13 protein-coding genes are annotated in these 14,269 nt (G+C 61.6%); 8 read left to right on the top strand and 5 right to left on the bottom strand.

Annotated features, from left to right (window positions below; all coding sequences use genetic code 11):
• Positions 1 to 24: 24 nt before the first annotated feature.
• Together AO064_RS06005 and AO064_RS06010 are read right to left on the bottom strand one after the other, a co-directional pair.
• Positions 25 to 909 (bottom strand): DMT family transporter, encoded by an 885-nt coding sequence (locus AO064_RS06005; protein WP_064052717.1) that lies wholly within the window; start codon positions 907 to 909, stop codon positions 25 to 27.
• Positions 910 to 1,008: 99 nt separating this feature from the next.
• On the bottom strand, positions 1,009 to 1,758 hold the full coding sequence (locus AO064_RS06010) for an AraC family transcriptional regulator (protein ID WP_046036026.1): 750 nt from the start codon (positions 1,756 to 1,758) through the stop codon (positions 1,009 to 1,011).
• A gap of 137 nt (positions 1,759 to 1,895) precedes the next feature.
• Between AO064_RS06010 and AO064_RS06015 the strand changes: the two genes are divergently transcribed.
• Entirely contained in the window at positions 1,896 to 2,705 is an 810-nt protein-coding gene (locus tag AO064_RS06015; protein WP_015885213.1) for a UDP-2,3-diacylglucosamine diphosphatase, read from the top strand.
• 125 nt (positions 2,706 to 2,830) lie between these two features.
• On the opposite strand, the gene AO064_RS06020 is transcribed toward AO064_RS06015, so the two are convergent.
• The 3 genes from AO064_RS06020 to phhA all read right to left on the bottom strand — a co-directional run bounded on the left by AO064_RS06020 (position 2,831) and on the right by phhA (position 5,267).
• Positions 2,831 to 4,024 (bottom strand): amino acid aminotransferase, encoded by a 1,194-nt coding sequence (locus AO064_RS06020; RefSeq protein ID WP_064052718.1) that lies wholly within the window; start codon positions 4,022 to 4,024, stop codon positions 2,831 to 2,833.
• The gene (locus AO064_RS06025; protein ID WP_010208721.1) at positions 4,024 to 4,380 is read right to left on the bottom strand and encodes a 4a-hydroxytetrahydrobiopterin dehydratase; all 357 of its coding nucleotides are present in this window, start codon (positions 4,378 to 4,380) and stop codon (positions 4,024 to 4,026) included. Before AO064_RS06025 ends, AO064_RS06020 begins: the two co-directional genes overlap by 1 nt.
• Before the next feature lie 95 nt (positions 4,381 to 4,475).
• Positions 4,476 to 5,267 (bottom strand): phenylalanine 4-monooxygenase, encoded by a 792-nt coding sequence (phhA, locus tag AO064_RS06030; protein ID WP_064052719.1) that lies wholly within the window; start codon positions 5,265 to 5,267, stop codon positions 4,476 to 4,478.
• A gap of 257 nt (positions 5,268 to 5,524) precedes the next feature.
• Here phhA and AO064_RS06035 point away from each other — a divergent pair, with 257 nt between their 5' ends.
• The 7 genes from AO064_RS06035 (at position 5,525) to flgK (ending at position 14,258) form a co-directional block, all read left to right on the top strand.
• Positions 5,525 to 7,087, top strand: a complete 1,563-nt coding sequence (locus AO064_RS06035; protein ID WP_064052720.1) for a sigma-54-dependent transcriptional regulator — start codon at positions 5,525 to 5,527, stop codon at positions 7,085 to 7,087.
• Between the two features lie 384 nt (positions 7,088 to 7,471).
• Positions 7,472 to 8,212: a flagellar basal body rod protein FlgF gene (locus AO064_RS06040; RefSeq protein ID WP_015885209.1), complete on the top strand. Its 741-nt coding sequence runs from the start codon at positions 7,472 to 7,474 to the stop codon at positions 8,210 to 8,212.
• A 62-nt stretch (positions 8,213 to 8,274) separates the two neighbouring features.
• Positions 8,275 to 9,060 carry a flagellar basal-body rod protein FlgG gene (gene flgG, locus AO064_RS06045; RefSeq protein ID WP_005790105.1) on the top strand — a complete coding sequence of 262 codons (786 nt, stop codon included), beginning with the start codon at positions 8,275 to 8,277 and terminating at the stop codon, positions 9,058 to 9,060.
• Between the two features lie 51 nt (positions 9,061 to 9,111).
• Positions 9,112 to 9,807 (top strand): flagellar basal body L-ring protein FlgH, encoded by a 696-nt coding sequence (gene flgH, locus AO064_RS06050; protein ID WP_015885208.1) that lies wholly within the window; start codon positions 9,112 to 9,114, stop codon positions 9,805 to 9,807.
• 9 nt (positions 9,808 to 9,816) lie between these two features.
• Positions 9,817 to 10,923 (top strand): flagellar basal body P-ring protein FlgI, encoded by a 1,107-nt coding sequence (locus AO064_RS06055; RefSeq protein ID WP_015885207.1) that lies wholly within the window; start codon positions 9,817 to 9,819, stop codon positions 10,921 to 10,923.
• Between the two features lie 4 nt (positions 10,924 to 10,927).
• On the top strand, positions 10,928 to 12,199 hold the full coding sequence (gene flgJ, locus AO064_RS06060; protein WP_043205712.1) for a flagellar assembly peptidoglycan hydrolase FlgJ: 1,272 nt from the start codon (positions 10,928 to 10,930) through the stop codon (positions 12,197 to 12,199).
• Positions 12,200 to 12,209: 10 nt separating this feature from the next.
• The gene (flgK, locus tag AO064_RS06065; RefSeq protein ID WP_064052721.1) at positions 12,210 to 14,258 is read left to right on the top strand and encodes a flagellar hook-associated protein FlgK; all 2,049 of its coding nucleotides are present in this window, start codon (positions 12,210 to 12,212) and stop codon (positions 14,256 to 14,258) included.
• Positions 14,259 to 14,269 lie beyond the last annotated feature (11 nt).

A 14,269-nucleotide genomic window follows, 5' to 3' on the forward strand; every position in this document is an offset into this window, starting at 1 on the left:
TGTTGCGGATGTTTAAAGTGTAGATCACGCCGTCGCCGCAGGCTGTTTGGCCTGGCTGGCACTGCCCATCAGTCCGGAAAGCACGATAGCGACGATGATCAGCACGCCACCCAGCAGCATCTGCAGCGTCGGGGTTTCGGCAAACAGCAGCCAAGCCGCGGTGATGCCGTACACCGGCTCCATGGCAAACACCACCGAGGCCGTGCGCGCCTTGATCACCGCGAGGCTGGCGACAAACAGGCTGTGGGCCAGGCCGGTGCAGAACACGCCGAGCAGGCCGATCCACAGCCAGTCAATCGCCCGCACCTCGGTCAGCCCCGGTGCCGCCACGGGCAACAGGCACACCGCGACCACCACGTTCTGGCACAACGCGGCCTGCACTGCCGGAATGCGGCCGGAACTGGCGCGATTGTTCAGCGACAGCAGGGAAAACAGCAGCCCCGAGGCGATCCCCCAGAGCAAGCCGCCGGTGGCTTCGCTGGCGAGGTTGAAGTCCGGGGTGACCAGCACCAGACCGACGCTGACCAGTATCACCAGCACTATTTCATTGGCGCGGATACGCTCGCGGAAAATCAACCCTTCAAGAATCACGGTAAAGGCCGGAAACGCAGTGAAACCCAGGGTCGCCACCGCAACGCCGGCGACCTTTACCGCAATAAAGAAGGTCACCCAATGCGCCGCCAGCAATACGCCGCTCACCAGCAGCCGACGCCAGTCGCGCCGCTCGAGTGTTTTCCAGGCGGTGTTGCTGGCGAACCGTGCGAATACCGCCAGGGCCACTACGGCAAACACGGCGCGCCCGAAGACGATGATGGCCGGTGAAGCGGCCGCCAGTTTGCCGAATACGCCGGTAAGGCCAAACATCAATGCACCGATATGCAGGGCGCCGAGGGCTGAGCGGGGAGTCATTGCAGTCCTTGAATCAAGCGGGTGACAGAAGCGCAGTTTAGTGGCTCGGCCGTGCAGGCGTCTGTCGTGCGGCTCGCGATTGTTATCGCAAGGCTCTTCCTAGGCGTTGCGTCGCAATGCGCCCGGCGAGGCGCCAAACTCGCGCAGCATCGCGGCCGCAAAGGCACTTTGCGAGGTATAGCCGACGCGATCGGCGATTTCACCAACCGGCAGAGGCGTTTGGCGCAGCAGGTCCAAGGCCATGTGCAGGCGGCGACTGCGGATATAGTCCATGGGCGTTTGCCCGCATTCCGCCATGAAGCGTGCGTGCAAGCGCGCTACCGACAGGTCGGCGATGCGTGCCAGGTCAGCCACCTGCAGCGGGTGCGCTACGTGGCGCTCGATGTGCGCGTTGAACGCCGCATACGGCAGGCGCCGGCCCGGCAGCGGTTGGGCAGACGGATGGTTGAGGCTGGCCAGCAACAGCACTGCGCCTTGCTGGGCGATCAGCGGGTCATCCACCGGGCTCTGCGCCAGCCATTGCACCAACTGGTGTTGCCGCGAGTCCAGGGCCAGCCGTGCCGGTTGGTCGAGCAGGCGGCGACTGGCATCGGCATGCGTGCCCAACGATTGCAGCACCCAGTGCTCGGTGGGCACGTCCAGCACGAGGCAGCGGCTGCCGTCGCGACTGCCGCAGGCGTGGTGGGCGGAGAAGGGCAGCACCATCACGCTGCTTTCGCGCACTTGGCTGCCACGCCCGTCGACTTCCAGGTCCAGGTGCCCGGACAGGCCGAACACCAACTGCGCATGGTCATGGCTGTGGGCGATGGGCGCTTCGAGGTAGTGGCGTAGCGTGAGAGTGGGGCTCATCGCGGTCTCCTGGGCGGCAAGTCGGCAGTCTACAACGCTTCGCAGTCGGTGGGCGCTGTCATCAGACTGACGCACAGTTGTCATGGGCTATTAATCGCGCTGGCGCAAGCTCGCGAAAACACCGTCGAGGGATGCCCATGACCAGTGCCGAGTTGACCAAGCCCAGCCGCAAGCAACGGGTGCGTACCCTGTGGATTTCCGACGTGCACCTGGGCACACGGGATTGCCAGGCCGAACATTTGTCGCAGTTCCTCAAGGGCTACCACGCCGATAAGGTCTACCTGGTAGGGGACATCATCGACGGTTGGAAACTGCGTGGCGGCATGTATTGGCCCCAGGCCCACACCAACGTGATCCGCCGCCTGTTGACCATGGCCAAGCGCGGCACCGAGGTGATCTACGTTACCGGCAACCACGACGAATTCCTGCGCCGCTACTCCAAGCTGATCCTGGGCAATATCCAACTGGTGGACGAGGCCGTGCACGTGACTGCCGATGGCCGGCACCTGCTGGTGATCCACGGCGACCAGTTCGACGTGATCACTCGCTATCACCGCTGGCTGGCATTTCTCGGCGACTCGGCCTATGAGTTCACCCTCACGCTGAACCGCTGGCTGAACCATTGGCGTGCGCGCTACGGCTATGGCTATTGGTCGCTGTCGGCGTACCTCAAGCACAAGGTCAAGACGGCGGTGAACTTCATCAGCGATTTCGAAGAAGCCATCGCCCACGAAGTAACCAAGCGCGAGTTGCACGGCGTGGTCTGCGGGCATATCCACCACGCGGAGATTCGCAAGGTGGGCGAGGTGGATTACCTCAACTGCGGGGATTGGGTGGAGTCGTGCACGGCGTTGATCGAGCACTGGGATGGGAGTATCGAGTTGTATCGGTTGGCGGATGCGCAGGCGAAGGAGGCGCAGCTTAAGGCCGAGATGGTCACAGGCTAAAGGGCTACTCAGGTCACAAATGTGGGAGGGGCTTGCCCCCGATTGCAGAGTGTCAGTCGCTGTAAGCTTGACTGATATACCGCCATCGGGGGCAAGCCCCCTCCCACAGTTTTAATGCTGTTTCTTCAGTTGGATACGTCGGCGATGGCTTTGGCCAGCAGCGTCAACCGCGTGGCATCAATCCCTGCCACATTCGCCCGGCCAGAACTCACCATGTACACGCTGTGTTTCTCCCGCAGCTGTTTAACCTGCTCGGCACTCAGGCCGGTATAGGAAAACATGCCGCGCTGCGCGCCGATGTGCGCATACCGCTCCGACAGGCCATGGGGCGCCAACGCCTCCACCAGTCCGGAACGCAGGTGTGCGATGCGCGAACGCATGGCTTCTACTTCGTCGCTCCAGCGTTTTTTCAGCTCGGCATCGCCGAGGATGGTCGCCACCACCGCTGCGCCATGGTCCGGTGGCGTCGACCACAGGTTACGCGCCGTGTTCGCCAACTGGCTGCGCACATCCGTCAGCTTCTCCGCATCCGCCGCGCACACGATTAACGCGCCGACACGGTCGCTGTACAGGCCGAAGTTCTTCGAGCAGGAACTGGTGACCAGCACTTCCGGCAGCTCGGCTGCAAACAGGCGCACCGCCCAGGCGTCCTGCTCCAGGCCGTCGCCAAAGCCCTGGTAGGCGAAGTCGATCAGCGGCAGCAACTGGCGCTCGCGCACGATCTGCAGCACCTGGCGCCAGTCATCCTGGGACAGGTCGAAACCGGTCGGGTTGTGGCAGCAGGCGTGCAGCAGCACGACATCGCCCTGAGGCACGCTGGACAGGGTGGCGAGCATCGCCGCCACATCCAGGCGATTGTCGGCGCCCACGTACGGATAATGGCTGACCGGGATCCCGGCCTTGGCAAAGATGGATTCGTGGATCGGCCAGGTCGGGTTGCTCAGCCAGACGCCACGGCCCGGCAGGTTTTGAGCGATAAAGTCGGCGCTCAGGCGCAGGGCGCCGGTGCCGCCTGGGGTCTGGGTGGCGCCGGCACGGCGTTCGCGGATCAGCGCGGAGTCCGCGCCGAGCACCAGCTCGCAGATCAGCTTGCCGAACGCAGCGTTACCGTGGCCGCCGATGTAGGTCTTGGTGGCCTGGGTGTCCACCAGGCGCTGCTCGGCCAGTTTCACCGAGTGCGGGATCGGCGTCAGGCCCTGGTCGTCCTTATAGACGCCGACGCCCAGGTCGAACTTGTTCGGGTTGGCGTCCTGGGCGTACAGGTCCATCAGCCCGAGGATCGGGTCGCCGGGCACGCGGCCAATGGCATCGAAATGCATTACTTGCGGCCCTCGGCGTCCTTGGCCACTTCGTCGGTGCGCGCGGCCATGATGAAGTCGTTGCGGTGCAGGCCTTTGATGGAATGGCTCCACCAAGTCACGGTGACCTTGCCCCACTCGGTGAGCAGGCCGGGGTGATGGCCTTCGGCTTCGGAGATTTCACCCATGGCGTTGGTGAAAGCCAGGGCGAATTTGAAGTTCTTGAACAGGAAAACCTTTTCCAACTGCATCACGCCGTCGCGCACTTCGATGTTCCAGTCGGGGATCTGCTTGAGCAGCACCGGCAACTCTTCATCGCTGACTTGCGGGGCATCGGCGCGGCAGGCTTCGCAGTGGGCTTGGTTCAAGGTGGTCATGGGATGTCCTGAATTCGAAAGTTGAAGGTCAGTAGCGTCACCCTAAAGCAACGCGCGGCCAGGGAACAGACTCACCTGGCCTCAAGATGTAAGGTTCACGCGGCTTTGGGTTTGGGCGCAAACTTTGGCGCATGAAGACCCAGCTGCATGCCGCGCTCAACCATGCCCATGATGTCCTCCTGCGCCACGTCGAACAGACGCTTGAGGTTGGGCAGCACGAAGTACAGCGGTTGCAGGATGTCGATGCGATAGGGCGTGCGCATCGCTTCCAGCGGGTCGAACAGCTGGTGCTCAGGCTCAGAGGACAGGCTGTACACCGTTTCCTTGGGCGACGACAGAATGCCGCCACCGTAGATACGCCGGCCTTCGGGGGTGTCCACCAGGCCGAACTCGATGGTCATCCAGTACAGGCGCGCCAGGTAAACCCGTTGCTCCTTAGTGGCCGCCAGACCGAGCTTGCCGTAGGTGTGGGTGAATTCGGCGAACCAAGGGTTGGTCAGCAGCGGGCAGTGGCCAAAGATCTCGTGGAAAATATCCGGCTCTTGCAGGTAGTCCAGTTCTTCGCGGGTACGGATAAACGTCGCCACCGGAAACTGTTTGTTGGCGAGCAATTCGAAGAAGGTCTGGAAGGGGATCAGCGCCGGTACGCGGGCGACTTGCCAGCCGGTTGTCTCGGCCAACACCTGGTTGATTTCGCCCAGTTGCGGAATCCGGTCATGGGGCAGGCCGAGCTTGTCGATGCCGTCCAGGTATTCCTGGCAGGCGCGACCCTCGATCACGTTCAATTGGCGAGTGATCAGGGTGTTCCACACCGCATGTTCTTCCGGCGAGTAGTGGATAAAACCTTGCGCGTCGGGCTCGCGGGCCACGTACTGCGTCTGCTTCATACGGCTCTCCTGCTAGGCATTCGTTCTTGTTATGTCCTGCGATGAGCCTATTGATAACCCGTGCGTGACCGGATTCCATCTGTTTAAAACGCCCTCGTGTAGGAAAGTTTACCGATTTCCGTAAAGTATTCGTTACGCATGTGCGCTTGGCCGTTGCGCTGGGCTGGGAAAACCCTTCTGGCTGTCACATAATCTTGACGACTATCTGCGTCCTGCGACAAAAACACGCGGCGCCTACCTATATTTCGGGCCTCTTCATGCGTATCAAAGTGCACTGCCAGAACCGCATCGGCATCCTGCGGGACATTCTCAACCTGCTGGTGGAGTACGGCGTCAACGTCGCCAAGGGCGAAGTGGGCGGTGAGCATGGCAATGCCATTTACCTCTACTGCCCGAACCTGGTGAACATGCAGTTTCAGGCGCTGCGCCCGCAGTTCGAGGCGATTACCGGGGTGTTCGGGGTGAAAAGGGTAGGGCTGATGCCCAGCGAACGGCGCCACATGGAGCTGAATGCGCTGCTCGGCGCCCTGGAGTTTCCGGTGCTGTCGATCGACATGGGCGGCTCCATCGTCGCCGCCAACCGTGCAGCGGCGCAGTTGCTCGGGGTGCGGGTGGACGAGGTGCCGGGGATTCCGTTGTCGCGGTATGCCGAAGACTTTGATTTGCCGGAGCTGGTGCGTGCGAGCAAATCGCGGATCAATGGTCTGCGGGTCAAGGTCAAGGGTGACGTGTTCCTGGCGGACATCGCGCCGCTGCAATCGTCCGAACATGACGACAGCGAAGCCATGGCCGGCGCGGTGTTGACCCTGCACCGCGCGGACCGCGTGGGTGAGCGCATCTACAACGTGCGCAAGCAGGAGCTGCGCGGCTTTGACAGCATTTTCCAGAGCTCCAAAGTCATGGCTGCGGTAGTGCGCGAAGCCCGGCGCATGGCGCCGCTGGATGCGCCTCTATTAATAGAAGGCGAAACCGGCACCGGCAAGGAGTTGCTGGCCCGCGCCTGTCACTTGGCCAGCCCGCGTGGGCAATCGCCGTTGATGGCGCTCAACTGCGCCGGCCTGCCCGAGTCGATGGCGGAGACCGAGTTGTTCGGCTACGGCCCCGGCGCGTTCGAAGGTGCACGTGCAGAAGGCAAGTTGGGGCTGCTGGAACTGACGGCGGGCGGTACGTTGTTTCTTGACGGTGTGGGGGAGATGAGCGCGCGCTTGCAGGTGAAATTGCTGCGCTTCCTGCAGGACGGTTGCTTTCGCCGCGTAGGCAGTGATGAGGAGGTTTACCTGGATGTGCGGGTGATCTGCGCCACCCAGGTGGATTTGTCCGAGCTGTGCGCCCGTGGCGAATTCCGCCAGGACCTCTACCACCGCCTCAACGTGCTGTCCCTGCATATCCCACCCCTGCGCGAATGCCTCGACGGCCTGGCGCCGTTGGTGGAGCACTTTCTCGACCAGGCCAGCCGTCAGATCGGCTGCCCGTTGCCCAAGCTGGCGCCCGCCGCGATGGATCGCCTGAGTCATTACCATTGGCCAGGCAATGTGCGGCAGTTGGAAAACGTACTGTTCCAAGCGGTGTCGTTGTGTGACGGCGGGACGGTCAAGGCCGAACATATTCGGCTGCCGGACTATGGGGTGCGTCAGCCGCTTGGCGATTTTTCGCTGGAGGGTGGCCTGGAAGCGATTATCGGGCGGTTCGAGAAAGCGGTGCTCGAAGCCTTATATGCCGAGCATCCCAGCAGCCGGCAGATGGGCAAGCGTCTGGGGGTGTCCCACACCACCATCGCTAACAAGCTGCGCGACTACGAAATTCTCAAGGCTAATAAATAAATCCTTTGGGAAGGGGCTTGTTGTGGTGAGTGGGGCTTGTCCTCCCGACGGGTTCGCCGCCGACTCAAGGGGGGCTGCTTCGCAGCCCGGCGCAGGGCAAGCCTGCTCACCACGGGGCAAGCCTACTCACCACAGGGCAAGCCTGGTCACCACAGTAAACCCCTCCCACATTTGATCTTTGTCGTTTTCAAGGACGGGGTTTGCCGCAGGCGGCAGTAGTCCGCCGTTTTTTCGACTCTCGCTCAATCCTGAAATCTTCATACCTCGCCGCAAACCCCCGCCCCGCCTGCACTTCCTGCTCTTTTCAAAAGTTGGTTCGCAAATTGCTTAAGCCTCATCAGTACAGCGGTGGGCGGCAAGCGTCCGTCAGAAAGAGGAAAGAGCGTGGACAAGTACCTTTATGTGGCAATGACCGGCGCCAGCCAGAATGCTCTGGCGCAGAAGGCCCATGCCAACAACCTGGCGAACATTTCCACCAATGGTTTCCAACGTGACCTGGAGCAGGCGCGTTCGATGCCGGTGTTCGGTGACAGCTTTCCGGCGCGGGCGTTTGCCTTGACCGAGCGCCCGGGCACTGACTTTTCTCCTGGCGCGATGATCGAGACCGGCCGTGACCTGGACGTGGCCGTCAGCGGCAATGGCTGGATGGCCGTGCAGACCCCGGACGGCAGCGAAGCCTACGTGCGCAGCGCGAGCATGAACGTCGACGCATTGGGCGTTCTGCGGGCCGGCAACGGCATGCCGATCATGGGCAACGGTGGGCCGATTGCCGTGCCGCCGCAGCAGAAAATCGAAGTGGGTGCCGACGGCACCATCAGCATCCGCGCCATGGGTGAAGGCCCGCGCGTGATGGCGGAAGTGGACCGCATCAAGCTGGTCCAGCCGGACCTGAAGAACATGAATAAAGGCTTGGACGGCACCATCCACACCAAGGATGGCCAGCCGGCCCAGGCTGACGCGACGGTCACGCTGACCTCGGGTTTCCTGCAGGCGAGCAACGTCAATGCGGTGGAAGAAATGACCGCAGTGCTGGCGCTTTCCAAGCAGTTTGAGCTGCACATCAAGATGATGAACAGCGCTAAAGAAGACGACCAGGCCATGACGCGCGTCATGCAGATGAGCTGATTGCAGCCCATTAACTAATTTGTGATGTCGCGCCAACAAACAGGCGCACAGAGGAGAACAGCATGCTTCCGGCTCTATGGGTTGCCAAAACAGGCCTGTCCGCCCAGGACACCAACCTGACCACCATTTCCAACAACTTGGCCAACGTATCGACCACGGGTTTCAAACGTGACCGTGCCGAGTTCCAGGACTTGCTCTATCAGATCAAGAAACAGCCGGGCGCTCAGTCGACCCAGGACAGCGAGCTGCCGTCGGGCCTGCAACTGGGTACCGGTGTGCAGATCGTCGGCACCCAGAAGAACTTCAGCGCCGGTAACCTGCAACAGACCGGCCAGCCGCTGGACATGGCCATCAACGGCCGTGGCTTCTTCCAGATCCTGCAACCGGACGGCACTACTTCCTACACCCGTGACGGTACTTTCCACCTGGACTCCAACGGCCAGATCGTGACCGCCAACGGTTTTGCCCTGGAGCCGGCCGTGGTCGTTCCAGCGGATGCCAAGACCTTCACCGTCGGCAACGACGGTACTGTGTCCATCACCGTCGCCGGCAACCCGGCGTCGCAAGTGATCGGCAACCTGCAGACCGCCGACTTCATCAACCCGGCCGGTCTGCAAGCCATGGGTAACAACTTGTTCCTGGAAACCGCCTCCAGCGGCGCGCCGCAAATCGGCACCCCTGGGCTGAACGGCTTCGGCACCACGCTGCAAAGCACCCTGGAAACCTCCAACGTCAGCACCGTTGAGGAGATGGTCAACATGATCACTACCCAGCGTGCCTACGAGATGAACTCCAAGGTGATCTCCACCGCCGACCAGATGCTTTCGTTCGTAACGCAGAATCTGTAATCAAGTCTGGGGCGCTCTTGAGGGCGCCTGCAACACCGTGAGGTAAGGGTCATGAATCGCTATGTTTCTGTTTTGGCATTGAGTGGGATTGCCGTGCTCGCGGGCTGTGTCGCCCCGACGCCAAAGCCCAATGACCCGTACTACGCGCCGGTGTTGCCACGCACGCCGTTGCCGGCGGCGGCCAACAATGGCTCGATCTACCAGGCCGGTTTCGAACAGAACCTGTACAGCGACCGCAAGGCGTTCCGCGTGGGTGACATCATCACCATCACCCTGAACGAGAAGACCCAGGCCAGCAAGAACGCCAACTCGCAGGTGGGCAAGACCAGCAAGACGGGGATCGGCCTGACCTCGTTGTTTGGTGCCGTGCCGAACACCAACAACCCCCTGGGCGATGGCGACTTGAGCTTGAGCGCCGGCTACAGCGGTGACCGCGCCACCAACGGCAAGAGTTCCGCAGGGCAGGGCAACAGCTTGACCGGTTCGATCACCGTGACCGTCGCCGATGTATTACCCAACGGCATCATTGCCGTACGCGGTGAGAAGTGGATGACGCTTAACACCGGCGACGAATTGGTGCGCATTGCCGGTATGGTCCGCGCCGATGACATCTCCACCGACAACACCGTGCCGTCGACGCGGATTGCCGATGCGCGCATTACCTACTCGGGTACAGGTTCGTTTGCTGATGCGAGTCAGCCGGGCTGGTTCGACCGTTTCTTCCTTAGCCCGCTGTTCCCTTTCTAGGTGGCCACTTTGAACTTCAAACAGCTGTTGGCGGCCGCACTCCTGCTTTCCTTGAGCGCTGTCGCCCAGGCCGAGCGCCTGAAAGACATCGCCAGCATTTCCGGCGTGCGTTCCAACCAGTTGATCGGCTACGGCCTGGTGGTGGGGCTCAGCGGTACGGGTGACCAGACCACCCAGACGCCGTTCACCCTGCAGACCTTCAACAACATGCTCTCGCAGTTCGGCATCAAGGTGCCGGCGGGCTCGGGCAACGTGCAGTTGAAAAACGTCGCGGCCGTGTCCATCAGTGCCGACTTGCCGGCGTTCTCCAAGCCGGGCCAGGTGGTGGACATTACGGTGTCGTCCATCGGTAACTCGAAAAGCCTGCGCGGCGGCACCTTGCTGATGACGCCTTTGAAAGGTATCGACGGCAACGTCTACGCCATCGCCCAGGGCAACCTGGTGGTGGGCGGGTTCGATGCCGAAGGTCGTGACGGTTCGAAGATCACCGTCAACGTGCCGTCGGCCGGTCGTATTCCGGGCGGCGCCACGGTTGAACGCACCGTGCCGAGCGGTTTCAACCAGGGCAACAGCCTGACCCTGAACCTCAATCGCTCCGACTTCACCACCGCCAAGCGCGTGGTCGACAAGATCAACGACATGCTCGGCCCTGGTGTCGCCCAGGCCATCGACGGCGGCTCGATCCGCGTCACCGCGCCGCTGGACCCAAGCCAACGCGTGGATTACCTGTCGATCCTGGAAAACCTCGAAGTGGACCCAGGGCAGGCGGTGGCCAAAGTCATCATCAACTCGCGGACCGGTACCATCGTGATCGGCCAGAACGTCAAGGTGTCGCCCGCTGCGGTGACCCACGGCAGCCTGACCGTGACCATCACCGAAGACCCTATCGTCAGCCAGCCTGGGCCTTTGTCCAACGGCCAGACGGCGGTGGTGCCACGCTCGCGCGTCAATGCCCAGCAAGAAGCCAAGCCGATGTTCAAGTTCGGCCCCGGCACCACCCTGGATGAGATTGTCCGTGCGGTGAACCAAGTGGGCGCAGCGCCCGGCGACTTGATGGCGATCCTTGAAGCATTGAAACAGGCCGGCGCCTTGCAAGCCGACCTGATCGTGATCTGAGGCCATGGCCATGGATATGCGCAAGAGCGGTATAAGCAGTACGGCGGACTCGGGGTCTTACTCCGACTTGAACCGGCTTAACCAGCTCAAGGTCGGCGACGACAAGAACAGCGAAGGCAACATGCGCAAGGTGGCGCAGGAGTTCGAATCGCTGTTTTTGAGCGAGATGCTCAAGTCCATGCGTTCGGCTACCGAGGCGTTGGGTAAAGACAACCCGCTGAACACGCCGGCGGCCAAGCAGTACCAGGAAATGTACGACCAGCAGTTGGCCGTCTCGATGTCCCGTGAAGGCGGTGGTATCGGCCTGGCCGACGTGCTGATGCGCCAGATGCAGAAGAACAAACCGGTGGAGGCCCAGGCCGCCACGTTGCAAGGCCCGGCGGCGGCCGAGTCGGCGAAAAAAGTCGCTGTGCCGACGGAAATTGCCGCAGGCACCCAGGCTGAGGGTCCGTTGGGCCGCTCCAATGGCCAGCGCCCGTTGTGGGCGTATCGCGTGGCTGAGCCCCAGGCTGGCGCCGCAGCGTCCCACAGCAATGACATGGAGCTGATGAACCAGCGCCGTATCGCCTTGCCAAGCAAACTGACCGATCGCTTGCTCGCCGGCATCGTGCCGAACGCGCCGGTCGCGATCGATGCCAAAAGCGCACCGCTGCGTAACAGTGCCGCCGACGACAACGTGGTCAACAGCACCGCGCGCACCTTTGCCGTGCCGAGCGGGCGCATGCAGGTCTACGGTCGCGCCGTGGCCCAGCCACCGCTGGCGCCGGCGAAAAAAGCCTTCAGTTCGCAGGATGAATTTGTCGCCACCATGTTGCCGATGGCCAAGGCGGCTGCCGCGCGCATTGGTATCGATCCGAAGTACCTGGTGGCCCAGGCCGCGCTGGAAACCGGTTGGGGTAAATCGGTGATGCGCGCCGAAGACGGCAGCAGCAGCCATAACCTGTTCGGCATCAAGGCCGGCCAGAGTTGGCAGGGCGGCCAGGCACGTGCAATCACCAGCGAGTTCCGCGACGGGGCGATGGTCAAGGAGACGGCGCAGTTCCGTTCCTACAACTCGTACCAGGACAGCTTCCACGACCTGGTGACCTTGCTGCAAAGCAATGATCGCTATAAAGAAGTTGTGAAGTCGGCCGACAACCCGGAACAGTTTGTACGCGAGTTGCAAAAAGCCGGGTACGCAACCGACCCGGCCTACGCCAGCAAGATTTCGCAGATCGCTAAAACGATGAACAGTTACCAGAACTACGCTGCCGCTGGCGCAACCACTCATTTATAAGGTCTGAACCATGAGTTTGCTCAATATCGGGATGTCGGGGCTTAACGCCGCTCAAGGATCGTTGTCGGTCTTGAGTAACAACATCGCCAACGCCAATACCGCAGGCTATTCGCGTCAGCAGACCACCCAGAGCGCCAATGCGTCGAACCAGTATGGCGGCGTGTTCATCGGCAGCGGCACCACCCTGGCCGACGTGCGCCGGGTGTACAACGAATACCTGGACACGGCGTACCAGAACAGCACCTCGCTGAACAGCGATGCCAAGGCTTACCTGGATCAAGTGAGCGCCGTGGACAAGACGTTGTCGGACAAGACGACGGGCATGTCGTCCGTACTCAGCTCGTTCTTTGCCGCTGTTCAGACCGCCTCGGCCAACCCGAGCGATACCTCGGCTCGCCAGATACTGCTGACCAGCGCCCAGACATTGAGCAACCGCTTCAACTCGATCTCCAGCCAGTTGAGCCAGCAGAAAGAAACCATTAACAGCCAACTGACCTCCTTGACTGATCAGGTCAACCAGCTGACCTCGTCGATTGCTTCGCTCAACAAGCAGATCACCCAGGTGCAGGGGTCTTCGAACACCACCCCGGCCAACCTGCTGGACGCGCGCGCCGAAGCCGTACGTTCGCTCAATGAGTTGATCGGCGTGAACGCCAGCGAGAAGAACGGTGTGTTCAGCGTCAGCACCGGTACTGGCCAGTCCCTGGTGCTGGGCGATCGGTCCAACACCCTTTCCGCCGTACCGAGCAAGAGCGACACCAGCCAGTACACGATTCAGATGAATGCGTCTGGCGGGACGGCGATGGACCTGGGCAATGTGATCAGTGGTGGCAGCATCGGCGGCTTGTTGCGCTATCGCAGCGATGTGTTGATGCCGGCCATCAATGACCTGGGTCGCATTGCTATCGTCACTGCCGATACGATCAACAGCCAGCTGGGCCAGGGCATCGATCTGAACGGCGAATTCGGCTCGTCGATGTTCAAGGACATCAACAGCGCTGCGTCTGTCGCGCTGCGTAGCCTCTCCGCTCAAGGCAATCAGGGCGTTGGTAGCCTGGGTGTTACGATCAAGGACACCAGCAAGCTGACCAACTTCGATTACAAGGTCACCTTCAGCGACCCTGCCGATCTCAACAAAGTCACCGTCGAGCGCTCTGATGGCAAAGCCATGGGCGCGTTTGATATCTCGGCTACACCGCCCTCGGTGATCGATGGTTTTACCCTGGAACTCACGAACGGATCGATGCAGGCGGGTGACAGCTTTAAAGTCAGCCCGACCGCCAGTGGCGCCCAGGATATCGGTACCGTCCTCAACGACCCGAGCAAGATTGCGTTTGCCGCGCCGCTGAAAGGGGAGGCCAGCAAAACCAACCAGGGTACCGGTAGCTTCACTCCGCCGACCCTGACCCTGCCCTTGGATATCCAGGGTGGCGCCACTACCGCGCAGCTTCGCGTTGGCATTGAAAATTCGATGCCGGTGAAGATGGTGTTCGGCAAGCCGGCGGCTGATGGCACTCAGAGCTATACCCTTAACGACGCCAAGGGCGATCCTATCGGCTCGGGGACCATCATTCCGGGGCAGGCCAATAAAATCACCGTCAACGTGCCGATGCGTGATGCCAGCGGTGCCCTGGTGGTGCCGGCCAAGAGTTTTGGCTTTGACACCACGGTTGCGGGCTCGCCGACCGATGGGGACAGCACCACCTTTTCGTTTAACGCCACGGGCGTATCCGACAACCGCAATGCCCAGCAACTGCTGAATCTGCAAACCAAGGCCACCGTGGGCGTGGCGACAGATGGCACCGGCGGCACCAGCCTGGTCGGGGCCAACAGCAAGTTGGTGTCCACCGTTGGCGCCAAGGCCGCTGCGGCCACCACTGACACCACGGCCACCAATGCGTTGCTGACGGCTAACAAAAATGCGCGCAACTCCGTGTCCCAGGTCAACCTGGACGAAGAGGCGGGCGACATGATCAAGTTCCAGCAGTACTACACAGCGTCGTCGCAGATCATCAAGGCTGCGCAAGAAACCTTCAGCACGCTGATTAATAGTCTTTAAGGGAGTCTGGG

Source organism: Pseudomonas marginalis, from assembly GCF_001645105.1.
GTDB classification, from domain to species: domain Bacteria; phylum Pseudomonadota; class Gammaproteobacteria; order Pseudomonadales; family Pseudomonadaceae; genus Aquipseudomonas; species Aquipseudomonas petroselini.